The organism is Streptomyces sp. NEAU-174 (assembly GCF_052665095.1).
In genome coordinates this window covers 276,272-300,302 of sequence record NZ_JBQTCE010000008.1, presented here as the reverse complement: position 1 = coordinate 300,302, position 24,031 = coordinate 276,272, and the positions used below count along the sequence as shown (strand labels likewise).

Annotated in this window: 18 protein-coding genes; 13 read left to right on the top strand and 5 right to left on the bottom strand. The window is 72.4% G+C overall.

Features of this window, described 5'->3' with window-relative positions:
• The first annotated feature begins 127 nt into the window (after positions 1-127).
• Together ACT2CW_RS24560 and ACT2CW_RS24555 are read left to right on the top strand one after the other, a co-directional pair.
• On the top strand, positions 128-2,125 hold the full coding sequence (locus ACT2CW_RS24560; RefSeq protein WP_445518296.1) for a serine/threonine-protein kinase: 1,998 nt from the start codon (positions 128-130) through the stop codon (positions 2,123-2,125).
• Positions 2,126-2,281: 156 nt separating this feature from the next.
• Positions 2,282-5,371 carry a protein kinase domain-containing protein gene (locus ACT2CW_RS24555; RefSeq protein ID WP_445518295.1) on the top strand — a complete coding sequence of 1,030 codons (3,090 nt, stop codon included), beginning with the start codon at positions 2,282-2,284 and terminating at the stop codon, positions 5,369-5,371.
• Positions 5,372-5,559: 188 nt separating this feature from the next.
• On the opposite strand, the gene ACT2CW_RS24550 is transcribed toward ACT2CW_RS24555, so the two are convergent.
• The gene (locus ACT2CW_RS24550) at positions 5,560-7,107 is read right to left on the bottom strand and encodes an AMP-binding protein (RefSeq protein WP_445518412.1); all 1,548 of its coding nucleotides are present in this window, start codon (positions 7,105-7,107) and stop codon (positions 5,560-5,562) included.
• Positions 7,108-7,269: 162 nt separating this feature from the next.
• Here ACT2CW_RS24550 and ACT2CW_RS24545 point away from each other — a divergent pair, with 162 nt between their 5' ends.
• From ACT2CW_RS24545 to ACT2CW_RS24535, 3 genes are all read left to right on the top strand, one after another.
• The gene (locus ACT2CW_RS24545; protein ID WP_445518294.1) at positions 7,270-8,433 is read left to right on the top strand and encodes an acyl-CoA dehydrogenase family protein; all 1,164 of its coding nucleotides are present in this window, start codon (positions 7,270-7,272) and stop codon (positions 8,431-8,433) included.
• A 7-nt stretch (positions 8,434-8,440) separates the two neighbouring features.
• Positions 8,441-9,553, top strand: coding sequence for an acyl-CoA dehydrogenase family protein (locus ACT2CW_RS24540; protein ID WP_445518293.1), 1,113 nt, complete (start codon positions 8,441-8,443; stop codon positions 9,551-9,553).
• A 471-nt stretch (positions 9,554-10,024) separates the two neighbouring features.
• Positions 10,025-10,588 (top strand): ATP-binding protein, encoded by a 564-nt coding sequence (locus ACT2CW_RS24535; protein ID WP_445518292.1) that lies wholly within the window; start codon positions 10,025-10,027, stop codon positions 10,586-10,588.
• A 272-nt stretch (positions 10,589-10,860) separates the two neighbouring features.
• Here ACT2CW_RS24535 and ACT2CW_RS24530 read toward each other — a convergent pair whose 3' ends face one another.
• Complete coding sequence (locus tag ACT2CW_RS24530) at positions 10,861-11,787, bottom strand: cyclase family protein (RefSeq protein WP_445518291.1); 927 nt, start codon at positions 11,785-11,787, stop codon at positions 10,861-10,863.
• Positions 11,788-11,897: 110 nt separating this feature from the next.
• Between ACT2CW_RS24530 and ACT2CW_RS24525 the strand changes: the two genes are divergently transcribed.
• The 7 genes from ACT2CW_RS24525 to ACT2CW_RS24495 all read left to right on the top strand — a co-directional run bounded on the left by ACT2CW_RS24525 (position 11,898) and on the right by ACT2CW_RS24495 (position 19,432).
• Complete coding sequence (locus ACT2CW_RS24525; RefSeq protein WP_037953014.1) at positions 11,898-12,809, top strand: SDR family NAD(P)-dependent oxidoreductase; 912 nt, start codon at positions 11,898-11,900, stop codon at positions 12,807-12,809.
• 58 nt (positions 12,810-12,867) lie between these two features.
• Complete coding sequence (locus ACT2CW_RS24520; protein ID WP_445518290.1) at positions 12,868-14,262, top strand: acyl-CoA dehydrogenase family protein; 1,395 nt, start codon at positions 12,868-12,870, stop codon at positions 14,260-14,262.
• On the top strand, positions 14,259-15,725 hold the full coding sequence (locus ACT2CW_RS24515) for an aldehyde dehydrogenase family protein (protein WP_445518289.1): 1,467 nt from the start codon (positions 14,259-14,261) through the stop codon (positions 15,723-15,725). Before ACT2CW_RS24520 ends, ACT2CW_RS24515 begins: the two co-directional genes overlap by 4 nt.
• A gap of 21 nt (positions 15,726-15,746) precedes the next feature.
• Entirely contained in the window at positions 15,747-16,796 is a 1,050-nt protein-coding gene (locus tag ACT2CW_RS24510; protein WP_138914345.1) for a Zn-dependent alcohol dehydrogenase, read from the top strand.
• 250 nt (positions 16,797-17,046) lie between these two features.
• The gene (locus tag ACT2CW_RS24505) at positions 17,047-17,709 is read left to right on the top strand and encodes an HAD family hydrolase (protein ID WP_445518288.1); all 663 of its coding nucleotides are present in this window, start codon (positions 17,047-17,049) and stop codon (positions 17,707-17,709) included.
• Positions 17,706-18,743 (top strand): LacI family DNA-binding transcriptional regulator, encoded by a 1,038-nt coding sequence (locus ACT2CW_RS24500; RefSeq protein WP_445518287.1) that lies wholly within the window; start codon positions 17,706-17,708, stop codon positions 18,741-18,743. The genes ACT2CW_RS24505 and ACT2CW_RS24500 overlap by 4 nt, the downstream gene beginning before the upstream one ends.
• Positions 18,744-18,799: 56 nt before the next feature.
• A complete protein-coding gene (locus tag ACT2CW_RS24495) occupies positions 18,800-19,432 on the top strand; it encodes a 2'-5' RNA ligase family protein (RefSeq protein WP_445518286.1) in 633 nt (210 codons plus the stop codon).
• Between the two features lie 3 nt (positions 19,433-19,435).
• On the opposite strand, the gene ACT2CW_RS24490 is transcribed toward ACT2CW_RS24495, so the two are convergent.
• On the bottom strand, positions 19,436-20,491 hold the full coding sequence (locus ACT2CW_RS24490) for a GlxA family transcriptional regulator (RefSeq protein ID WP_445518285.1): 1,056 nt from the start codon (positions 20,489-20,491) through the stop codon (positions 19,436-19,438).
• A gap of 110 nt (positions 20,492-20,601) precedes the next feature.
• On the opposite strand from ACT2CW_RS24490, the gene ACT2CW_RS24485 reads away from it, so the two are divergent.
• Positions 20,602-21,999, top strand: a complete 1,398-nt coding sequence (locus tag ACT2CW_RS24485; RefSeq protein WP_445518284.1) for an MFS transporter — start codon at positions 20,602-20,604, stop codon at positions 21,997-21,999.
• A 445-nt stretch (positions 22,000-22,444) separates the two neighbouring features.
• On the opposite strand, the gene ACT2CW_RS24480 is transcribed toward ACT2CW_RS24485, so the two are convergent.
• Positions 22,445-23,062, bottom strand: coding sequence for a flavin reductase family protein (locus ACT2CW_RS24480; protein ID WP_445518411.1), 618 nt, complete (start codon positions 23,060-23,062; stop codon positions 22,445-22,447).
• 143 nt (positions 23,063-23,205) lie between these two features.
• Entirely contained in the window at positions 23,206-24,021 is an 816-nt protein-coding gene (locus tag ACT2CW_RS24475; protein ID WP_445518283.1) for an enoyl-CoA hydratase/isomerase family protein, read from the bottom strand.
• Positions 24,022-24,031 lie beyond the last annotated feature (10 nt).

Below are 24,031 nucleotides of genomic sequence, written 5' to 3'. Positions count from 1 at the left end.
GGTCGCAGGTACCGCGGTGGCCGCCACGCCGCGCCCCGGACCCGGGGCGGTTCCGGGTCCGCGGATGAGAGACAATGGACGCTCTCCCAGGGTGGGTTCAGGGTGGGTAGATTTGCAGAGGGGTCGCATGTCGGAGGCTGAGAAGACGCAGGGTTCGACTGGGCGCCTCCTCGCCGGGCGGTACCGGCTCGGGGAGATTCTCGGTCAGGGCGGCATGGGCACGGTCTGGCGTGCGAGTGATCAGACCCTCGGCCGTACGGTCGCGGTCAAGGAGCTGCGCTTCCCGTCCAGCGTGGAGGAGGACGAGAAGAGACGGCTCATCACCCGTACGCTGCGCGAGGCGAAGGCGATCGCCCGGATCCGCAGCAACGGCGCCGTCACCGTCTACGACGTGGTCGACGAGGACGACCGCCCGTGGATCGTCATGGAGCTCATCGAGGGCCGCTCCCTCGCCGACGTCGTCCGCGACGACGGCCCGCTGACCCCCAAGCGCGCCGCCGAGGTCGGGCTCGCCGTCCTCGATGTGCTGCGCGCCGCCCACCAGGCGGGCATCCTGCACCGCGATGTGAAGCCCTCCAACGTGCTGATCTCGGACGACGGCCGGGTCGTCCTCACCGACTTCGGCATCGCCCAGGTCGAGGGCGACCCGTCGGTGACCTCGACCGGCATGCTCGTCGGCGCGCCCTCCTACATCTCCCCCGAGCGGGCCCGCGGCCACAAGCCCGGCCCGCCGGCCGACCTGTGGTCGCTGGGCGGGCTGCTGTACGCGGCGGTGGAGGGCGTGCCGCCGTACGACAAGAGCACGGCCATAGCGACCCTGACGGCCGTGATGACCGAGCCGGTGGAGCCGCCGAAGAACGCGGGCCCGCTGGAGGAGGTCATCTACGGCCTGCTCACCAAGGACCCGGACCGGCGGCTCGACGACGCCGGGGCGCGGGCGCTGCTGGAGCACGTGGTGAACGGGCCCGAGGTCACCAAGGCCCCCGCCGACGCGACCCGCACGATGAGCCTGCCGCCCGCCCCGTCGAAGGAGGACGAGGCCGCCGCCGAGGCCAAGGAGACGGCCGCCGCGGAGCGCAGGCGCGGCGCGCTGAAGTCGGTGCGCAACGCGGCCGCCGCCGCGGCCGCGAAGAAGTCGGGGGACGAGAGCAAGGCGGAGCCGGAGTCGGCGTCGGCTTCGGCGTCGGGCGCGAAGTCGGGTGCGAAGTCCGGATCGGCGGGCTCCGGAGCGGCGAGCTCCGCGTCGGACGCCGCGACGCCCGAGGCCGCGCCCGGCCCGCGGCCTGCCCTGCCGCCGCGCGCCTCGATCACCGATGTGGTCCCCAAGCGCACGCTGATCATCATCGCGGTGGCCGTGGTGCTCGCCATCGTGGTCACCGTGCTCGCCGTCGTCCTGAACGGCGGCGGGGACGGCGGCGACAAGGCCAAGGGCTCCTCCGGCGGCGACAAGTCCGCCTCCGCCGGGTCCTCGGGCGGCTCCAAGGAGGACCAGGGCAAGGACACCGACAAGTCCGGCCAGTCGGCGGGCGAGTCGCCGAAGGCCGGGTCTTCCGGCGGCAAGCAGAGCGGCCAGCCGGACGCCTCCAAGGGGTCGGACGACAACTCGGGCAAGGGCGGCGAAAGCGGCGACAACGGCGGTAAGGGCAAGGGTGACGGCGGTAAGGGCGGCCTGCCCGACGGCTACAAGACCGTCAAGAGCTCCGACTTCCCGTTCAGCATGGCCATGCCGGAGGGCTGGTCGGTCCACCCCGGAAGCTATTCCGGAAGCCGTAAGTACTACGGCGGGTCCAGCATTCCGCGTATTCAGATCGACTTCACCAACGCGCCGAAGTCCGACGCGGAGGCGGACTGGCGCAAGGGCGAGGAGAACGCCCGCCGCACCATGTCCGGCTACAAGGGCCTCGGCATCAAGTCGGTGGACTGGCGGGGCTATCCGACCGTCGCGGACTGGGAGTTCGAGCGCGACCAGGACGGCAAGCGGGTCCGGGTGCTCAACCGCGGCTTCAAGGCGGACGGCAGCCATGGCTTCGCCATACTGATCACCTGCGAGGCGAGCAAGTGGGACGACAAGGAGTGCGCCACCCTCCGGCAGACCGCCTTCGACACGTTCAAGATTACGGACTGAACACTCCTGTCGGCGAAGCGTCGTTCGGGCACGTATCGTGAGAGGCCCTAGACTGTGCGCAGCCGCAGGAACCCGCCAAAACGACCATATTTGAAGGGTTTCAGGCTGCGCTGACCGCTGAGAGGGCGGCGCTGGTCGCGCGCTTGGGGAGGCGTCGTGGAGGAGTACGCGGGCCGGGTGCTGGCCGACCGCTATCGCCTGCCCCTGCCGCCCGCCGACGAGTACGAACTCGTCGAGACCCGCGCCTTCGACACCTACAGCGGACAGGAAGTCCATCTGCGGCAGATACCGCTGCCCGAGGTCGTCGAGGCGGAAGTCGTCGACGACGGCGCGCGGTGGGGCGGTGGCGGCGGACCGTCGGGGCGGAACGGCACGTTCGCCGGTGCCGGGCGTACGGCCCGGGGCGGCGGTGACCCGGCCGTCCAGCGCGCCATCGCCGCGGCGACGTCCGCCGCGCAGATCCCCGACCATCCCCGGCTCGGCCAGGTCTTCCATGTCTTCGCGGAGGCCGGAAGCCTGTGGATCGTCAGCGAACTGGTCTCCGGCCGCCCGCTGGCCGCGCTGCTGGCGGAGGGCACGCTGTCCCCGCACCGCGCCGCCGAGGTCGCCAACGACATCCTTACGGCGCTGCGCGCCCTGCACGCCCACGGCTGGGTCCACCGGAACATCACCGCCCGTACGGTGCTGTTGTGCGACGACGGGCGCGCGATGCTCACCGGGCTGGCGGCGGGTGCGGCGGAGGAGGCGCTGTGCGGCTACGACCCCGTTCCGGCGCCCGCGACCTCGCCCGCCGTGTCCGCCTCTGACTCTGACTTCGACTTCGATTCTGGCTCTTACTCCGACTCCGACTCCGCCTCCGAGGATGGGCCGTCGGCTGACGCCCCGGCATCCCTGCCCCCGGGCCCGGTGGGTTCCGGCGACCACCCGGACCCGGCCGTGCGGGGTCCGGCCGAGCGGGGTCCGGTGGAGCGAGGCCTGGCCGAGCGAGGGGACGAAGGGCGCGCCGCCATCCCCGGGGCCCGTACGGCCGAGGGCGGCGAGGCGCGGCCGCACGGCGGACCGCGCTACCACGACCAGGGCGCCGCGGGAGGCTTCCGGCCGCCGGGCCGCCCTTACGGTGGCCATGAACCGGCGGGCGCGGCGCGGCCGGACGACCCCGCGGGCGCAGCGTGGCCCGACGAATCCGCGGGCGCGGCCTGGCCCGACGCCGACGGTCGGGAACACGGCGGCCAGGGCACATCGCCGGGCCTGCCCGAGCCACGGTCGCCTTACGGCGACCACGGGGCGATGGAGGCGAGTCCGGGGCCTGGTGCGGGCGGTTCGGCGGGTCCGGACGCGGGCGGTTCGGCGGGCGCTGGCCCGGGCGCGGGCGCGGGCGCGGGCGTCGGTGGTCCGGTGAGGTCCCGCCCTGGTGGCCCGGTGTACCGGGATCAAGTGACGTTCGGTCCGGGGGCTGGTGGGCCCATGGCGCCTTACCGGGACCAGGCGGCCGCCGGTGGACTGCCCGGGCCGCGACGGGCCGGGCAGCCGGGACAGCAGGGACAGCAGGGACAGCCAGGGGACCGGGAGGGCGAACGGGGCGGCGCCGCCGCCGATGCGCCGAACGCGGCCGCGCGAGCGGCGCGGGCCAGCGCCATCGCCGCCTACGCGGCGGGCGCGCGCGCCGCCGCACGGGCCAACGTCGACGCGGCCCCCCGCTCCCCGCACGCCCCCGAGCCCGCCCCGACGCCCGCCCCCGCACCCGAGCCCGACCCGGAGCCGGTGACCGGCGGCGCCCGCTGGCCCGGTCGGCCGGAGGCCGCGGAGAGCGCCCAACCGTCCGCCTCGGAAGGCCCGTCCGCCCCCGAGGGCGGCTCCTGGGACTCCGGCGGAGCCACCGGCGGCGGCCCCGCCACCGCGCTCGCCGCCGAACGCGCCCGCCAGGCCCGTATCGTCGTGGTCGGCGCCGTCACCGAGCGGTGGGCGCCCGAGCAGGCGGGCCCGGTCCATGAGAACTGGCGGCTGGCGCCCCCGGTCGGCCCGGCCGCCGATCTGTGGGCGCTCGGCGCACTGCTGTTCCGCGCGGTGCAGGGCCATGCCCCGTACCCGGAGGAGAGCGCCGCCGAGCTGGTGCAGATGGTCTGTGGGGAGGCGCCCGCGTACGCGGAGGAGTGCGGTCCGCTGCGCCCCGTCGTCGAGTCGCTGATGCGCCAGGACCCCACCGAGCGCCCGGACTTCGAGGAGCTGCGCGGCTGGCTGCGGTCCCTGATCCGGTCGGCGCCCGAGCCGGACGTCGGCATCAGCACGGTCACGGTGCCCTCGCTCGGCTCCGGTGGCGCGTCCGACCCCCGGCGGCTGCCGATCGTCCGCAGGCGGGGCTGGCTGGTGCGCAGGGGCCGGGGCAGGGGCCGCCGCCCGGCCGCGGCGGCCGACGCGCCGGTGGGCCATGCGCGGCACCGGCGGGACAAGCGCGAGAAGCGGGAGCGGAGAGAGCCCCGGGAGACCCGGCAGGCACCTCCGGCGCCCCCCACCCAGCGCAAGCCGCGCAGACTGGGGCGGATGCTGCTGCTCCTGATCCTGCTGGGGCTGGCGGCCGCGGTGCTCTACGCGATGATGTTCATGCCGCGCTCCAAGGACGACGGCGGCCAGGAGCGTACGGGCTCGGCCGGTGCGCCCAGCGCGGCGCCGCACGACCCCGCGAACGGCGACAAGGGCGACGGCGCCGAAGGGGAGGCCGGAAAGCCCTCCGACTCCGCCGACCCCTCCGACTCCGGCGACCAGGAGCCGCAGTCCACCGACCCGGCCGGGCTGGCGAAGGGCTACGCGGTCCGTAAGGACCCCAAGGGCTTCAAGGTCGCCGTCCACGAGGGCTGGACCCGCCGGGGCGAGAACGGCCGCGGCCAGATCCGCTACATCGGCGGCGACTTCGAGCTGGTGGTCGTGGCCGGGCGGGACAAGATGTCCGAGTTCGGCGGCGACCCGATGGCGTACCAGCAGGACCGCGAGGCAGAACTGTCCGCCTTCCGCGGCTCCTCCTGGGCCTCGTCCTCCGGGCTGCGGCGGATCGACGTCGGCCGTACGGCGATGGCGGAGGGCGCGTTCACCTGGCGCGACAGCAGCGGGCGGAATGTGTACGCGCGCAACCTCGCGATGCTGATCGACGGCCGCTACCACGTGGTCCTGGTCATCGGCCCGTCCGATGAGCGCCGGGCGGTCAACCAGTACTTCGACCAGGCCACGGCCACATACAGCACGACCAACGGCTAAGGCTCCACGGGGTCTGGGGCGAAGCCCCGCCTTCCAGCCCCTCCTGGGGGCACCTCCCAGCGGTAGCTGGGCCATCCAGCCCCTCCGGCGCTTGAGGAGCGGGGTCTGGGGCGGAGCCCCAGTTGTGGGAAGGGGCGGGGAGGGGAGCAGCCCGCCGCAGGCGCCACAATCCACCGGAGCCCACGCCCCTAGGCGGCGCCCCCCGCGAACCGCTCCCGCAGCCGGTATTTCAGCACCTTCCGCAGCGTCTCGTTCCGCGGCAAGGCGTCCACCACCTCAAGCCGCTCCGGCAGCTTGTGCACCGACAGCCCGGCCTCCCGCAGATACGACACGACCTGGCCCAGCGTCAGCGCCTCCGCTCCGGCCGGCTGCTCCACGACGGCGCAGACCAGCTCGCCCCGGTCCGGGTCGGGCAGGCCGATCACCGCCACATCGCCCACATCCGGGTGCTGGTACAGCAGCTGCTCGATCTCCTTGGCCGAGATGTTCTCGCCCTTACGGATGATGATGTCCTTGACGCGGCCGGTCAGCACCAGATGGCCGCTCTCCGTAAGGTGGCCGAGATCGCCAGTGAGGAAGAAGCCGTCCGCGTCGAACGCCTTACGGGTCTCGGCCTCGTCCAGATATCCGGCGCAGACCGCCTCACCGCGCAGCCGCACCTGACCGTCCACCACCCGGATCTCCATCTCCTTGGGTGGCCGGCCCTCGGTGGTGGCGAGGTTCTCGTCCGTGTCGTCCGGCGCCCCCATGGTGATCATGGGGACTTCGGTCATCCCGTAGCCGTGGGTGAGGGTGCAGCCCAGCTCCCGTACGACCTCGTAGTAGAGCCCGGGCGGTTTGGGCGCGCCGCCGCCCGCGAGGAGCCGCAGGGTGGGGATGAGCCGGCGCGAGGGGTCCTTGCGCTGCTCGGCCAGGAACATCGAGTAGAAGGCGGTGCTGCCGCCCGCGACCGTCACCCCGTGCCGCCGGTACGCGGGCAGCGACTCCGGCAGCGAGAAGTGCTCGAGCAGCACGGCCGGGAAGCCGTAGAGCAGCAGCATCACGGTGTAGTCGGGCCCCGCGACATGGGCGTACGGGAAGGCCATGGACCCGACGTCGTCCGGGCCGAGCCGCAGCGCGTGGGCGAGGCAGGCACCGGCGGCGATGAGGCTGCGGTCGGTGTGCAGCACGCCCTTGGGGTCGGAGGTGGTGCCCGAGGTCCAGTAGATCCAGCGGACGGCCCGTCCGTCGGTGGGCGGTGGCGGCAGCCGCGACGCCTTGGGGTCGGCGACCGGCAGCGTGTCGTACGCCTCGAAGACCATCGGCGGCTCGGGCAGTTCGGCGGCGAGGCGGCGCGCCATCGCGGTGTGGTCGAAGCCGCGCCACCGGCCGGGCACGGCGAAGAACCGCGCCCCGGACGCGCGGAGCGCGAACCGCACCTCGCGGTCGCGGTAGTACGGGATGAGCGGGGTCTGTACGGCGCCGAGCCGGGCGAGCGCCATGGTCAGCACGACCGTCTCGATCCGGGTGGGCAGCTGCCAGGCGACGCGGCTGCCGGGGCGTATCCCCAGCCGGTACAGCCCGGCGGCGGTCCGCTCGGCGCGGGTACGCAGGGCGCCGAAGGTCAGCCGCCGGTCATGGCGGGCGGAGGCGGCGGCCTGGAACAGGACGGGGGCGTCGGGGGTGAGGGCGGCGCGGCGCTCGAGCAGCTCCCACAGCGTCGCCGAACCGCCGAGCTCATGCGCGATGTCGGTCATCCCGGCCTCGGTCATCCCGGCCTCCCGTGGGACGGTAGCTGACGACCCATCAGATAGTGCTGGAAGCGTAAGGGCGTGTGGCTTGTCGGTCCAGGGGGCGCGGACTAGCCTGCGGAAGCCCACCTTGTCTGACGGACCATCAGAAACGGAGGTCGGCCGCTGATGGATCTCACCTATACGGAGGACGAGGAGGGCTTCCGGCACCGGCTGCGCGCCTGGCTCGCCGAGGTCCTGCCCAAACTGCCGGACCGCCCGCACCCGGCCGACTGGCCCGGCCGCCGCGCCTATGACTGCGGCTGGCAGCGCATGCTGCATGACGCGGGCTACGCCGGACTCCACTGGCCCGAGGACGCGGGCGGCCGGGGCGCGACGCCCACCCAGCATCTGATCTTCCTGGAGGAGACCGAGCGTGCCGGTGCGCCCTATGTGGGCGCGGGATTCGTCGGACTGCTGCACGCGGGCCCCACCATCGCCGCCGAGGGCACCCCCGAGCAGCGGGCGCGCTGGCTGCCGCCGATCCTGCGCGGGGACGAGGTCTGGTGCCAGGGGTTCTCCGAACCGGACGCCGGATCCGACCTGGCGTCGCTGCGCACCCGGGCGGTGCGGGACGGCGATGAGTACGTCATCAGCGGAAGCAAGATCTGGACCTCGCACGCCGAGATCGCCGACTGGTGCGAACTATTGGTGCGCACCGCGCCGGTAAACGCCGACACGCCGAAGCACCGGGGCATCACGTGGCTTGCGATGCCGATGGACGCGCCCGGGGTGACGGTGCGGCCGCTGCGAACCCTCGCCGGGACGGCGGAGTTCGCCGAGGTGTTCCTGGACGAGGTACGGGTGCCGGTCGGCCACCGGGTCGGGGAGGAGAACGACGGCTGGCGGGTGACCATGGTGACCCTCTCCTTCGAACGCGGTACGGCCTTCGTGGGCGAGGTGGTCGCCTGCAAACGGGTGCTGGAGGCGCTGGCCAGGACTGCGCGGGCCAACGGGCGCTGGGACGACGCGGTGCTACGGCGCCGGTTGGGGCGGCTCGCGGCGGAGTGCGCGGCGCTGTGGCGGCTCACCCAGTGGAATGTGAGCGAGGCGCAGCGCACCGGCGGAGTGCCGGGCGTCGGCGGCTCGGTCTTCAAACTGCGCTACTCGCAGGTGCGGCAGGAGCTGTACGACGCGGCCGCCGAGGTGCTGGGGCCGGACGCGCTGGACGCCGGTCAGGAGTGGGTCGCCGACCGGCTCTCCTCGCTCTCGTACACCATCGCGGCGGGGACCTCGCAGATCCAGCGGAACATCGTGGCCGAGCGGATCCTCGGCCTGCCGAAGGGACGGTGAGCGGGGCGTGGACTTCCAGCTCACGGACGACCAGCGGGCGCTGCGGACGGGGATGCGCGAACTGCTGGAGCGGCGCTTTCCGCGCACCCGGCTGCGGGCGGTGGTGGACGGGGACGCGGAGCGGGGCGACGGCGGTGCGGCGCGGGGTGACGGCGGTGCGGCGCGAGGCGGGGGGCTGGACCGGGCGCTGTGGCGGGAGCTGGGCGCGGCGGGCCTGTTCGCGCTGCGGGTACCGGAGTCGGCGGGCGGGGTGGGGCTGGGACTGCCGGAGGTGGTGCTGGCCTTCGAGGAGGCGGGCCGTGCGCTGCTGCCGGGGCCGCTGGTCGCGACGGAGCTGGCGGCGGGGCTTTCGGGGTCCTTGGCGGCGGGCGCGGCCCGGGGCGAGACGGTGGTGACGGCGCTGGACGAGGGCGGTGCGCCGGTCGAGCATCTGGCCTCCGCCGATGTGGTGCTGGCGCTGGGGCCGACGGCGGTGGAGGTGATTCCGGCAGAGGAGGCGGCGCGTTCGGCGGCGCCGATGCGCTCCGTCGACCCGGCGACCCCGCTGCACCGGACAACCCCGAGCCGGACCCGGCTGGACCAGGCGGGCCAGGCGGACCGGCCTGGCCAAGCGCACCAGGCGGACCGGACGGTCCAGGCCGACCGGACGGACCAGGCGGGGCCGGGCCGTTCGGGGCTCGCTGCCCGGCTGCGCCGCGAGGCGGCGCTGCTGACCGCGGCCCAACAGCTGGGCAGCGCCTCCCGTACGGTCGAGCTCGCGGTGGACCACGCCAAGCACCGCACCCAGTTCGGCCGACCGATCGGAGCCTTCCAGGCCGTACAGCATCTGTGCGCTCAGATGCTGGTTCGTGCCGAATCAGCCAGAAGTGTGGTGTATGCCGCGGCGGTCACAGAAGACCCGGGTGACATCGCGGCGGCCAAGTTGCTCGCCGATGAGGCCGCTGTCCACAATGCCCGCGATTGTCTGCAAGTTCATGGCGGGATGGGCTTCACCTGGGAGGCGGATGTCCACCTCCATCTCAAGCGGGCCTGGGTGCGGGCAGGTCAGTGGCAGTCCGCGGCGGAGGGGGAGGAGGAACTGGCGGCCGGGCTCGTGTCGACCGTTGAAACATGTTTGTAGCCGGGCTCGATGGATACGCCTGAATTGTTGGGATGTCGCATTCTCTGGGGAGATCCCCAGAGCTTCCGAGGTGACCGAGCGTTGATACCAGGTTGTTTCCTAGGCGTGACTCGTCACAGGGTGGAGTCGGGCCCGGGCTCGGGTACTCTCCGTGGGGTGCGAGCGCTTATGGGGTGCGAGAAGCCCGGCGTTGCCCATGGGGCGATTCCGGGCATGACGACGTGCCCCGCTCGCCCGGGGTATGCGACGCCCCAGCCTCGATGTTCGAGTCCTCAGGGCGCGTGTCGCACAGTATGCCCCACGCATACTCCTTGGCGCTGGAATATGACCGAAGCGCTTGTTGGGGTGACTGTACGTCAACCATGCTGTCGCGCACGGGGTTACCTCCCAGCGGTGGCTGGGGGAGTGTCACGGTCCGTGACCTCTTGGAGGTGCAAGGCGATGTGTCTGCCGGTTCGGATGGTGTGAGCGGTGCAGGTGCTTCAGGCGCAGATGGAGGTCAGGCCCGACCCGGCGGAGGTGAGCCGTGCCCGTCGATGGGCTCGTTCGCGGCTTGTCGGATCCGGGATCGGAGCCGATGAGCCACTCGCCGAGACGTTGATTCTGCTCATTTCCGAACTCGTCACCAACGCCGTGGTGCACACCGGCTGTCCGGCCGTGCTGCGGATGCTCTTCCCCGCTCAGACGATGGGCGGCGGGAGCGGGAGCGTTGGCGGTGCCGGGGGCGGGACGCCGGGTCCGTTCCCGAGCCGGGGTGCCGGTGTGGGCACGGTCCGGGTCGAGGTCGCCGACGCCAGTGACCGCGCTCCGCGCCAGCGCTGCGCCGATGAGGGGGACACTCATGGGCGCGGTCTGGAGCTGGTCGACGGTCTCGCCGACCGCTGGGGCTGGCAGCCGGAGGGCTCCGGGAAGCGGATCTGGTGTGAAATCGACCGAACCAAGGGCGAGGAGCCGCTCTCCAAGAAGCGAGCTGCCTCCCATGCACCGTCACACATGGGGCGAATCAGGCAAAGTCCAGACCAGGTGTTGACGTGACGTGTTCGGTTGATCACTCTAGGATCAGCGATTCGTCGCGAGGGGACGCCGAGGGCTGTGGTGTCTGTGTGGACCGTGTGTTCACAGGGACGTTCCTTGGCGAGTGCGGGTCGCGCCCCCGCTGCTGAAACAGGGCTCAGCGTCGGGAGCCGGGTGGCGGTGCGTGATGCCGTGCTCGGGGCGCGCATGAGCGCACCGCCACCCGAAAGAGACCGGCCCGCCGTCCCCTCCACGGGCATCGGAGACGTCAGGTCATGGGCGGCGGCAAGCCGTCAGAGGATCGCGACGGGTGCGACGGGTGCGCCCGTGCCGCCGACGAACGGCTCCGGCGGGGCCGACAGCAGAAAGACGTAGCGCCCCTCTTCGGCGCAGGCTTCGGAGAGTTCCTCCAGATTCCAGTTCTGGCCCTGGAGCATGCCCATCTCGACCAGGTCGAGGGCGTGGACCGGCATCCAGAGGTCCTCGATTTCCGGTGGGAACGCCTCGAAGGTCAGGGTGTCATTGGCGACCGCCGCCACATCGCGGGCGTGGAACCACTCGGGCGTGCGCAGGGACAGCCCAGGCGAGGGGAACGCGTACGCCTCCTTCTCGCCCGCCAGATACCGCTGGATCTGCCCGGTGCGGACGAGCGCGATATCGCCGGAGCGCACCCTTGTCCCGGCCAGCTCCTCGGCGGCGTCGAGGTCTTCGGGGGTGATCACATGCCCCTCGGGCAGCCGTTCGGCACCCCGGGCCCGGGCCACATCGAGCAGCACCCCGCGCGAGGCGAGGGGTCCGGCCTTGTCGATACCGCTGAACGCGGCGCGGTCATGGGGGGTGATGGAGTCGGCGGGGCGGCCGTTGTAGAGCTTGCCGGAGTGCGAGACATGGGTCAGCCCGTCCCAGTGGGTACCGGCCTGGAGCCCCATCGTCACGGCGTCGTCGCTGGTCGCCACCGTGCCCGGGCCGAACATCTCGAAGTTGACCGCGATCATCGTATGCAGCGGGTTGACCCGCCCGGGGATCATTCCGGTCTGGATGCCGTCCTGCCGCAGCGGTACCGCGAGCGGCACGCGACGGCCGGTCCGTATCGTCGCGGCGGCTTCCCGGACCACGGCGTCGGTGATCAGGTTGAGCGTGCCGATCTCGTCCGCCGTCCCCCAGCGGCCCCAGTTGTTGACGCGCTTGGCGATCTCGTGGAACTCGGCTGGCAGCGTCATGGCGTCTCCTTCGGCGTTCCCGGTCGACGTTTGTGTGCGGGGGCTTGTACTCGGGCCGCGTCTGCTCAAAAATCTAACGGACCGTCAGAAACTCCGGGAGGGGATGCGACGTGGGCAACTTCTTGGACGGCAAGGTGGTCGCCGTCACCGGGGCCGGACGCGGTATCGGACGAGCGGTGGCCCTCGCCTGCGCGGCCGAGGGGGCACAGGTCGTCGTCAACGACTACGGGGTCTCGATCGAGGGCGGCGAACCGAGCAGTGAGGTCGCCGAGGCCGTGGTCAAGGAGATCGCGGCAGCGGGCGGCGAGGCGGTCGCGGTCGCCGATGACATCTCGACCATGGCCGGTGGTCAGCGGATCGTGGACACCGCGCTGGAGCGGTACGGACGGCTGGACGGCGTCGTCTGCGTCGCCGGGATTCTGCGCGAGCGGATGCTGTTCAACATGTCCGAGGAGGAGTGGGACCCGGTCGTCGCCACCCATCTCAAGGGCACCTTCACCGTCTTCCGGGCGGCGTCGGCGGTGATGCGCCGCCAGCGCTCCGGCACCCTGATCGGCTTCACCAGCGGCAACCACCAGGGCAGCGTCGCCCAGGCCAACTACGCCTCCGCCAAGGGCGGGATCATCTCCCTGATGCGCAGCGCCGCGCTGGGGCTCCACAAGTACGGCGTCACGGCGAACTGTGTCGCTCCGGTCGCCCGCACCCGGATGTCCGCCAACGTACCGATGGAGCTCAAGGAGATCGGCGAGCCGGAGGACGTGGCGGCCCTGGTCGTCTATCTGCTGAGCGAACGCGCCCGCGCGGAGCGGATCACCGGGCAGGTCTATACGATCGCGGGCCCCAAGATCGCGGTCTGGGCCCAGCCCCGTGAACTGCGCGCCGGATACGCCGAGGGCGGCTGGACCCCGGAGAAGATCGCCGACTTCCTCCCGGGCACGGTCGGCACCGACCCCATGCCGATGCTGGCCCAGCTGGAGGCCATGGCCCAGGCCGCCGCCGACGGCCAACGCCCCAACGCCTGACCTGCGGCAGCGGCGGGCGTACCGGAAACACCCACCAGGGCCGACGAGGGGAGAGGCTGTGGACTTCGCTTTCGGGCCGGAGGACGAGCGGTTCCGCATCGAGGCGCGCGAATGGCTGGCCGAGCACTTCACCGGACCGTTCGCCGCCCTCAAGCAGCAGACCGGCGGCCACCCCGGCGAGGCGCACGGCGACATGGCCGTACGCCGCGCCTGGGAGCGGGAGCTCGGCACGGGCGGCTGGATCGGCCTGGGCTGGGACCGGACGGACGGGGCGTACGGCAACCGCGCCGCGACGCTGACCCAACAGGTCGTCTGGGCCGAGGAGTACGCCCGCGCCGGGGCGCCCGGCCGGCTGGGCCATATCGGCGAGAACCTCCTCGGGCCCACTCTGCTCGCCCACGGCGACTCCGCCCAGCGCACCCGCTTCCTGCCGCCCATCGCCCGTGGCGAGGAGGTGTGGTGCCAGGGCTACAGCGAACCCGACGCCGGTTCGGACCTCGCCGGGCTGCGGACCCGCGCCGTTCGCGACCCGGGCGAGGGCACCTATCGCATCACCGGGCAGAAGATCTGGACCTCCCTCGCCCATGAGGCCGATTGGTGCTTTGTGCTGGCGCGCACCGAGGAGGGCTCACAGCGCCATCATGGACTCTCCTTTCTGCTGGTGCCGATGGACCAGCCGGGACGGATCGAGGTGCGGCCGATCCGGCAGCTGACCGGGACCGCGGAGTTCAACGAGGTGTTCTTCGACGGGGCCGTGGCCCGCGCCGAACACCTCGTCGGCGGCGCGGGCCACGGCTGGCGCGTGGCCATGAGCCTGCTGGCGGTGGAGCGCGGGGTCTCCACCCTGGTCCAGCAGATCGGCTTTGCCCAGGAGCTGAGCCGAGTGGTGCGGCTGGCGCTGGAGACCGGCGCCGCGGAGGAGCCCGTCCTGCGTGACCGGCTCATACGGCAGTGGGCCGAGCTCAAGGCCATGCGCTGGAACGCCCTGCGCACCCTGGGCAGCGCACAGCCCCCCGCCCCGAACTCCGCCCGGCCGGCCCGGGACCCCGCCCCACGGAAGGCCGCCCCCCATGACCTCCCCCCGAGGAGCGCGGACCCCCAGGCCCCCGGCTCACCCGACCCCGGCTCGCCCGACTCCGGACCGCGGCACTCCGGCCCGCAGCACCCCGGCCCCCAGTACTCCGGACCGCAGGACCCCGGCGCGCCCAGCGTCGCCAAGCTGCTGTGGGGCGGCTGGCATCAGCGGCTCGGCGAGCTGGCCGTGCAGGTGAGAGGCGCCGCGGCCGCACTCGGCCCGGCGCGCTGGACCGCCGGCCGGCCGTACGAACTCGACGCCTTCCAGCGTCTCTTCCTCTTCTCCCGCGCCGACACCATCTACGGCGGCTCCGACGAGATCCAGCGCACCATCATCGCCGAGCGCGTACTTCACCTCCCCAAGGAATCACGCCGATGACGAAGACCTACGCGCACTGGATCGACGGCTCGTGGCGGGCTCCCGGGAACGGGCACTACCCCGTCATCAACCCCGCCACCGAGGAGACCGTCAGCCATGCCCCCGAGGCCGGCCCGGCCGATGTGGACGCCGCGGTCCGGGCCGCCCGGGCCGCGTACGACGGCTGGTCGCGCACCGCCCCAAAGGAACGCGCCGCCGTACTCGACCGGGCCGCCGATCTGCTCGCCGAGCACGCCCCGGACCTGGTGCCCCTCGTCCAGGCGGAGACCGGGGCGACGCTGCGCGTCACCTCGTCCCTCCAGGTGCCCCCGGCGATCGACCGCTTCCGCCGCTATGCGCGCGGCGCCCTCGAACCGGACACCGTGCCGCTGGCCCCGCTGCCCCTGGCCGCCACCCCGCTGGCGCCCGGCGGGCTGATCGGGGCGGCAGCGGTCCGCCGTCCCCTGGGTGTCGTCTGCTGCATCACCTCCTACAACTTCCCTCTCACGAATCTCGCGGGCAAGGTGGCCCCGGCCCTGGCCATGGGCAATACGGTCGTGGCCAAACCCGCGCCGCAAGATCCGCTGTGCTGTCTCGAACTCGGCCCATTGCTGAAGGAGGCCGGGCTCCCGGACGGTGCCTTCAATGTCGTCACCGGCTCGCGCGCGGCTGCCGGCGAGGCGCTGGTCGCGCACCCCGGTGTCGACATGGTCAGCTTCACCGGATCCACCGCCGTGGGGAAGAAGATCGCCGAATCCGCAGGGCGGTCGATGAAGCGCACCCTGATGGAACTGGGGGGCAAGGGCGCGGCCATCGTCCTGGGGGACGCCGACGAGCGAGTGATCGCGTCGGCGGTCGGGGCGGTCGGTTCGACCTTCTCCTTTCACAGCGGACAGATCTGCACGGCTCCGACCCGCGTGCTCGTACATCGATCGCTGTACGAGAAGGTCATCGCCGCACTCACACACTACGCAGAGTCACTGAAGATCGGGGACCCTGTGGATAACTCCACGGTCGTCGGTCCGTTGATCTCCGCCGCGCAGCGCGATCGCGTCGAGGCGTATGTCTCCGGCGCCCGTGAGCAGGGCGCCCGGATCGTCGTGGGCGGCGAACGCCCCGCGCTCAAGCCCGGCTTCTACGTCGCCCCCACGCTGATCGCCGACGCCGACCCCGCGATGACCGTCGCGCGCGAGGAGTTGTTCGGCCCGGTCGTCGTGGCCCTGCCCTTCGATGACGAGGACGAGGCGGTGCGGATCGCCGACGCCACCCCCTACGGCCTCTACGACTACGTCTTCAGCGCCGACGCGGGCCGCGCCTGGGCCCTCGCCGCCCGTCTGCGCAGCGGAAACGTCGGCATCAACACCGCCCAGCGCCACCCCGAGACACCGTTCGGCGGCTTCAAGGAAAGCGGAATCGGCCGCGACGGCGGCTCGTTCGGGCTGCACGCGTACAGCGAACTCCAGTCGCTGGTCTGGGTCGCCTGAGGCACCGGAAGGGTGATGAGGATGAGAGGCGTCATCTTCGACGGCACCGCGCCGCGCGTGGTCGAGGACTTGGAGGTGCGTGCCCCCGGCCCCGGCGAGGTGCTGGTGCGCATCGCCGCCGCCGGGCTGTGCCACAGCGATCTGTCGGTCGTCGACGGCACGATCCCCTTCCCCCTCCCCGTGGTCCTCGGCCACGAGGGCGCGGGCGTGGTCGAGGAGGTCGGGCCGGGCGTCACCCATGTCGCACCCGGCGACCATGTGGCCCTCTCCACCCTCGCCAACTGCGGGACCTGCGCCGACTGCGCCCGGGGCCGCCCCACCATGTGCCGCGCGGCGATCGGCCGTCCGACCCGGCCGTTCCGCCGCGGCGACGAGCGGCTGTACAACTTCGCCTCGAACTCCGCCTTCGCCGAGCGCACCCTCGTCACCGCCGTCCAGGTGGTGCCGATCCCCGAGGACATCCCGCTCGTCCCCGCCGCCCTCATCGGCTGTGCCGTCCTCACCGGCGTCGGCGCCGTGCTCAACCGCGCCAAGGTGGACCGCGGTGAGTCGGTCGTCGTCATCGGCAGCGGCGGCATCGGGCTCAATGTGCTGCAAGGGGCCCGGATCGCCGGGGCGTCGCCCATCGTCGCCGTGGACTCCAATCCCGCGAAGGAGCCGATGGCCCGGCGGTTCGGCGCGACCCACTTCGTCCCCTCCGCCGACGCCGTACGGGAGATCCTGCCGACCGGCGCGGACCACGCCTTCGAATGCGTCGGCTCCACCCGGCTGATCCGCCAGGCCGTCGATCTGCTCGACCGGCACGGCCAGGCGGTGCTGCTCGGGGTGCCGCCCGCCGACGCCGAGGCGGCCTTCCGCGTCTCCTCCATGTATCTGGACAAGTCCATCCTGGGCTGCCGCTACGGCTCCTCACGGCCACAGGCCGACATCGCGCTGTACGCCGACCTCTACCGGCAGGGGCGGCTGCTGCTGGACGAACTCGTGAGCCGGACCTACCCCTTGGAGGACTTCGCCAAGGCCGCCGACGACGCCCACCACGGCCGGGTGGCGCGCGCCGTCCTCACCTTCTGAGCGGGCGGTGTCCGGTTCTGAACGGGCGGCGTCCGATTCTGCACGGGGAGCGTCCAGTGCGTCTGACGACGAGGGCTGTTCACCCGGCCTTCCCGTCGCCGTTGCCCAGCTTGTGGGCTCCGCCGGTTACGTTGGCCTGGTGGAACGTTCCCGCCTGGATGGCGCAGCCGGTAAGGCAGCCGAGACGGCAGTCGATGTGACAGCCAAAGTCAATACGGCAGTCGATGTGACAGCCGATACGGCAGCCGAGATGGACACCCCTCTCACCGTGGTCTTCGACCTCGGCGAGGTGCTGACACGGCCACGCGGGCTGTCCGGTCTGGAGGAGCGGCTGGCCGGGCTGCTCGGCGTCGAGGAAGCGGCGTTCGCCGAGGCGTACTGGGCATATCGCGACGCCTACGACCTCGGCAGCTCCGACATCGCCTACTGGTCGGCCGTGGCCGGCGCACTCGGCGCCCCGCTGCGCCCCGGCACGGTCGACGCGCTGGTGAGCGCCGAAGTCGACATCTGGACACGGCTCGACGGGCCCTCCCACGCCCTGGTGGAGGATCTGCGGCGGCATGGCGCCCGGCTCGCGCTGCTGTCGAACGCCCCCCAAGTGCTGGCCAGGACCGCCGAACGCAGCGACTGGTCCGCGCACTTCGACCGGCTGATGTTCTCGGCTGACCACGGCATCGCCAAGCCCGACCCCGCCGTCTACCGGCGGATGACCGAACTCCTCGGCACACCGCCGGAGCGCGTCCTCTTCTTCGATGACCGCCGTAAGAACATCGACGCGGCCAGGGAGCACGGTTGGGACGCCCGGCTGTGGACCGGGGCCGCGGCCGCCCGCGCCGTCCTCGCCGACCGCGGCCTGCTGCCCCACGGCCCGACCCGGGACGGCTCCATGAGCTGTGGTACTGGTAGCCGGTGACGGAGGAAAAGGCCAATAAGGCGCCCACGATCATCGACATCGCGCGGGAAGCGGGCGTTTCGAAGTCCGCGGTCTCCCGGGCCCTGCTGGGGCAGGGACGCATCAGCGAGGAGGCCCGCGCGCGCATCCTCGACGTCGCTCAGCGGCTCGGCTATGTCAAGAACGCCATGGCGCAGGGGCTGGTCGCGCAGCGGACGCACACCCTGGGGGTGCTCGTCCGTGACGCCGTCCGCCCCTTCTACGGGCATCTCCACGCGGCGCTCCAGGGGCGCGCCATCGAAGGCGGCTACCGGGTCGTCACCGCCACCGGGGTACGGGACTTCGCCCTCGCCGAGGAGCGCCGTGCCCTCCAGACGCTCCTCTCCCTCAGGGTCGAGGGGCTGGTGGTGTGCAGCGGTCTGCTTCCGGCCCGGGACATCGCCCCCTTCGTCGAACGGGTGCCGACGGTCGTCGCCGGACGGCCGGAGCCGCACCCGGCGATCAACAGCGTCTACTGCGACGAGGAGGACGGCGCGGAGCAGCTCGTGGACCACCTGGTGTCCCTCAGGCACCGCCGGGTGGCCGTGCTGCTGGTGCCGGAGGCGCTGTCGATCACGCAGTACGCCCGTACCGCCGCGATGGTGAGCGGCCTGCGGGAACGCGGCGTCGACACCGTCGTCACCGAACTGACCGACGGCCCGGAAGCCCCCGTCGAGGCGGTGCCCGCACTGCTCGAGGACCGCGAGATCACAGCGATCATGTGCCCCCAGGACGACGCCATGGTCAGTGTCCTGGAACGGCTGCGTCGAGCCGGAGTACGGGTGCCCGACGACATGTCGGTCACCGGCTTCGACGGCATCGGGCCGCTCACCACCCCGCTCCTCGGACTGACCACGCTGCGCCAGCCGCTGGACGAGGTCGGCCGACGCGCCATCGACCTGCTGCTGGAACTCCGTGAGGACCGCTCCATGCCCATCCGCCACATCGCCCTGCGCGGGGCGCTGGTGGCCGGAACCACCACCGCCCCGCCTCCGACCCATCCCGCGCGGCGCTGAACCGGGGGTCCGCCCGCCGGAGCCCGGAGCCACGCCGCTGACGTACCGGAGAAACCATGTCCGCGCCCTCGGCCGCCTCGTCCTTCCGCTACGGCGTCTTCCTCCGCCCCGATCCCGGCACCTGCGCCCTGCTGACCGAGCTCCATCTGCTGCTCAGGCAGCAGTACGGGCTGGTCTCCTGCGCCGCCTACCCGCCCCACGCCACCCTCGCGGGCAATATGCCCACCGACGCGCCCGAGGACGAGCTGACCGGCCGGATCGGTACGGCACTGGCGGGCACCGCCGCCTTCACCGCGTACAACTTGGGCATCGAGAAGGGCGGAGGAGGCATCGGGTTCAATCTCCACGACCTGCCCGATGGCTCCCCGAACCCCGGGATCACCAACTTGCTCGACACGGTGCGCCGGGCGATGGCGCCCGTGGCTGAGCCAATGGACCACTACCGCGCCAATCCGCTGGACCCCGGCCGCTTCCGCGCGCATCTGTCCATCGCCTCCCATGAGCTGACCCTGCGGCCCGACCTCTACGAGGAGATCGGGGAGTTCCTGGACACCCTGGCCGCCGACCCGCCCAAGCGGTTCACAGCCGAGACCATCTCGCTGTTCCGCTTCCACAGCGGCGACTGGAACGCGCAGTGGTGGCGGGACATGACCTGGGTGCACGTGCGCAGCTGGCGGCTGACCCGCTGAGCCTTACGCGCGGGCGTCGGCGCCGGGAGCCGTACCGGCCTCGGCGCCCGCGCGGAAGGTACGGCGGTAGGCGGTGGGGGAGACACCCACGGCGGTCTGGAAGTGCTGGCGCAGGGACGCGGGGGAGCCGAAACCGGCCTCGCGCGTCACCTGGTCCACCGACAGATCGGTGCCCTCCAGGAGATGGCGGGCCCGCTCCACCCGCTGCTGGGTCAGCCACTGGCCCGGGCTGACGCCGACCTCCTCGCGGAAGCGGCGGGTGAACGTCCGTACGCTCATCGACTCCTGGGCGGCCAGCTCCCGCAGCGAGATGGGCCGGTCCAGCCGGCCGAGCGCCCAGGCCCGGGCCGCCGTCGTGGTGGCCTGCTGGGGCTCGGGCAGCGGGCGCGGGATGTACTGGGCCTGGCCGCCGTCGCGGTGGGGCGGCACCAGGCTGTGCCGGGCCACGTCGTTGGCCACGGCCGTGCCGTGGTCGCGCCGCACCAGATGCAGACACAGGTCGATCCCCGAGGCGACACCGGCCGAGGTGAGCACGTCGCCGTCGTCCACGAACAGCACATTCGGATCGACCTCGACGGTCGGGAAGAGGCGCTGGAAGTGGTCGACGCTGGACCAATGGGTGGTGGCCGGGCGGCCGTCGAGAAGCCCGGCGGCGGCCAGCACGAACGAACCGGTGCAGATGGACACCCAGCGCACGCCCGGCCGGGCATGGGTCAGCGCGGTGCCGAGCGGCTCGGTCATCCGGCCCTCCTCGTGGACCGGGCCGAGTTCGTACGACGCGGGCACCACGATGGTGTCGGCCCCGGCGAGGGCCTCCGGGCCGAGCTCCACGGCGATCGGGAAGTCGGCGTCCGTGGGCACCAGACCGGGCTCGGGGGTGCAGGTGACCACCTCGTACAGCCGCCGGCGGTCGGCGGAGCGGGCCTTGCCGAAGATCCGGTACGGAATGCCAAGCTCGAAGGGGATCACGCCAGGGAGGGCGAGGACGACGACACGATGGCGCGCGTCAGCGGCTTCGGGTGGGGGAGGGGGCGGGGATTGGGGCTGGGGTGGGGACACTTCCGGCCTCCCGTCGTTCGGTTACGGCTCTGAGTCGGACACGGCTCTGAGTCTGAATCCGTCCTGTAGTCGGACACGGCCCCAAAAAGGGCGTGGCCCGATCCTAGCGAATGCTGTCCCTCGGGCCACTCGTCCGTGCCGACCCGCTGCCCGATGCTGGTCCGGTGACGCAGACGACCGAGCTCTCCGAAGCCCCTGAACAGGACGAACAGCCGGAACAGCCCGCCCGGCCCGCACGACGGGCCCTCCTACGGCTGCCGCACCGCGCCTGGGCGGTCGCCGCCATCGCCTTTGTGACGATCATCGGCGCGGCCGGATTCGCCTCCCTGCCCGGTCTGCTCATCGATCCGCTCCATGAGGAGTTCGGCTGGTCGCGCGGCACGATCGGGTTCGCGGTCTCCGTCAACCTCGCCCTCTATGGGCTCACCGCGCCCTTCGCCGCCGCCCTAATGGATCGCTTCGGCATCCGTAAGGTCGTCGCGGCCGCACTCGTCGTCATCGCGGCCGGTGGCGGCCTTACGGTCTTCATGAGCGAGCCCTGGCAGCTCATCCTGTGCTGGGGTGTGCTGGTCGGCCTCGGCAGCGGCTCCATGGCGCTGGCCTTCGCCGCGACCGTGACCAACCGGTGGTTCGTGGCCCGGCGCGGGCTGGTCACCGGCATCCTTACGGCGGGCGGGGCCTCCGGGCAGCTGATCTTTCTCCCGCTGCTCTCCTGGATCGTCGAATGGCACAAATGGCGGCCTGCCGCGATCACCGTCTCGGTCGCCGCGCTGGCGATCGTCCCCCTCGTCTGGCTGCTGCTGCGCGACTACCCCACGGACGTGGGCCTCGCCGCGTACGGCGCCGACGGGCCGCCCGCCCCGCGGCCCGCGCCCCGGCGCGGCGCGGCCCGGCGGGCCGTCAAGGCCCTCGCCTCGGCCTCGCGCACCGGCTCCTTCTGGCTGCTCGCGGGCGCCTTCGCGATCTGCGGCGCCTCCACGAACGGCCTCGTCAAGACCCACTTCGTGCCCGCCGCGCATGATCACGGCATGCCGGTGACGGCCGCCGCGAGCCTGCTCGCCGTCATCGGCGTCTTCGACATCGTGGGGACGGTGGCCTCCGGCTGGTTCACCGACCGCTTCGACGCGCGACGTCTGCTGGCCGTGTACTACGCGCTGCGCGGGCTCTCCCTGATGTTCCTGCCGATCCTGCTCGACGACGCGGTCCATCCACCGATGCTCTTCTTCATCGTCTTCTACGGTCTCGACTGGGTCGCCACCGTGCCGCCGACGATGGCGCTGTGCCGGGAGCAGTACGGGGAGGACAGCGCGATCGTCTTCGGCTGGGTGCTCGCCTCCCACCAGGTGGGGGCCGGGGTCGTGGCCTTCGTGGGCGGCGCGGCGCGGGATGCCTTCGGCTCGTACGACGTGGTTTGGTACGGCGCGGGGGCGCTGTGTGCGATCGCCGCGCTGATGTCGCTGGTCATTCAGCGTGGGCCGGGGGCGAAGGGTGTGTCGGCGACGGTCTAGGGGGCGGCGGGATGTGCCGCCTGCGGCGGGCTGTTCCCCTTCCCGCCCCTTCCCGAAACTGGGGCTCCGCCCCAGACCCCGCGGTCCGGGGGCCGAAGCCCTGCCACGCTGCGGAGCCGCACATCCGCGCTGCGGGACGGGGCGGGGAACGATCCGCCGGACGCCCACGTGGGGCCGCGCGGGCTCACGGGGAGGGGCCGTGAGGGTGTGCGGATGTGGGCTGCGCGTTCGCTGAGTCGGGCCGTGAGGGCTACGGATGTGGGCTGCGCGTTCGTGGAGTCGGGCCGTGAGTTGTGCGGATGTGGGCCGCGGGCTCGCGGAGACGGACCATGAAGGCGTGCGGATGTGGGTCGCGGGTTCGTGGAGTCGGGTCGTGGGGGTGTGCGGATGCGGGCTGCGCGGGTATGCGGATGCGGGCCGTGAAGGCTTGCGCAAATGGGCGGCCTCAGGGGAGCGCCGTGAATTCCCCGAAGGAGCCGCGGTGGAAGAGCAGCGGCCCCGATCGCGCCGCGGCCGCGTCCGTGCCCAGGGCCCGGACGCGGCCGACCACGACCAGGTGGTCGCCGCCCGTGTGTACGGCGTGGATCGCGCAGTCGATCCACGCCGGGACGTCCGCGAGCCGCGGTGAGCCGGTGAGCGGGGACGGCTCGTAGCGGACGCCCGCGAACTTGTCGGGGCGCCGGGAGCCGCTGATCGCGAAGGAGCGGCACAGTTCGCCCTGGTGCGCGCCCAGGACATTGACGCAGAAGACGCCCGCGCGGGCGATGCGCGGCCAGGTCGTGGAGGTGCGGGCCACCATGAAGGCGACCAGCGGCGGATCCAGCGACAGCGAGGCGAAGGACTGGCAGGCGAAACCGGCCGGTCCCATCTCGTCGACGGTGGCGATCACGGTGACCCCGCTGGCGAAGTGGCCCAGCACCCGGCGGAATTCGGCCGGGTCGACCAGGGGCCGCTCATCGTCGCGCACACAGCGCAGCTCCGGCGGGGGCAGCGGGTCCACCGGTCGTACGGAGGCGGTCGGCGAGCCGACCGCCCGGAGGTAGCGGACGGCGGTGGCGGCCATACCGGCGTGTCCCATCATGGCCCCGTCCCCCTTTCTCGCTTGCTCGAGTTTCTCGGCTTGTCCGGCTTGCCCGGCTTTACTCGGCTTACTCGGGTTCTGCCTTGCTGTCCCGGGTTCCCTGATAGCGCGAAGCTTCAGCGGCCTCAGCGGCCTCGGTACCCGGGCGGCCGGCGCTCGACGAACGCGCGGACGCCCTCCTGCGCGTCGGCCGTGGTCATGTTGATCTCCTGCGCCGCCGCCTCGGCGGCGAACGCGGCCGGGCGGTCGGCCTCCAGGGAGGCGTTCACCAGCGCCTTGGTGAGGGTCAGGGCGCGGGTGGGCCCCGCGGCGAGGCGCTCCGCCCAGGCGCGGGCGGTCTTGGCCAGGTCGTCGTCCGGGACGACCCGGTTGACCAGCCCCAGCCGCTCGGCCTCGGCGGCGGACAGCGCGTCGCCGAAGAACATCAGCTCCTTCGCGCGCTGTGGGCCGATCAGCCGGGGGAGGAGATACGCGCCGCCCCCGTCGGGGACCAGACCGCGGCGGATGAACACCTCGATGAACACAGCCGATTCGGCGGCCAGCACCAGATCGCAGGCGAGGGCGAGGTGGGCGCCGAGCCCAGCCGCGGTGCCGTTGACGGCGGCGATCACCGGCTTCTCGCAGTCGAGGACGGCGGCGATCAGCCGCTGCGCTCCGCCGCGGATCAGCCGGGCGACATCGCCCGCGACGCGTTCCGCCCCGTCCGGCGCGCCGCGCAGATCCGCTCCCGCGCAGAAGCCCTTGCCGGTGGCGGTCAGCACGACGGCCCGGACGGACGGGTCGGCGGAGGCGTGGTCCAGCAGCGAAATCAGGTGTTCTCGCTGGTCGGGGGTGATGGCGTTCATCGCCTCGGGGCGGTTGAGCGTGATCCACGAGACGCCGTTGTCAGTGGTGTGCCGTAGAACTGAGTCACGGGAGTCTTCAAGGGGGGCAGAGGTCATGGCAACGCTC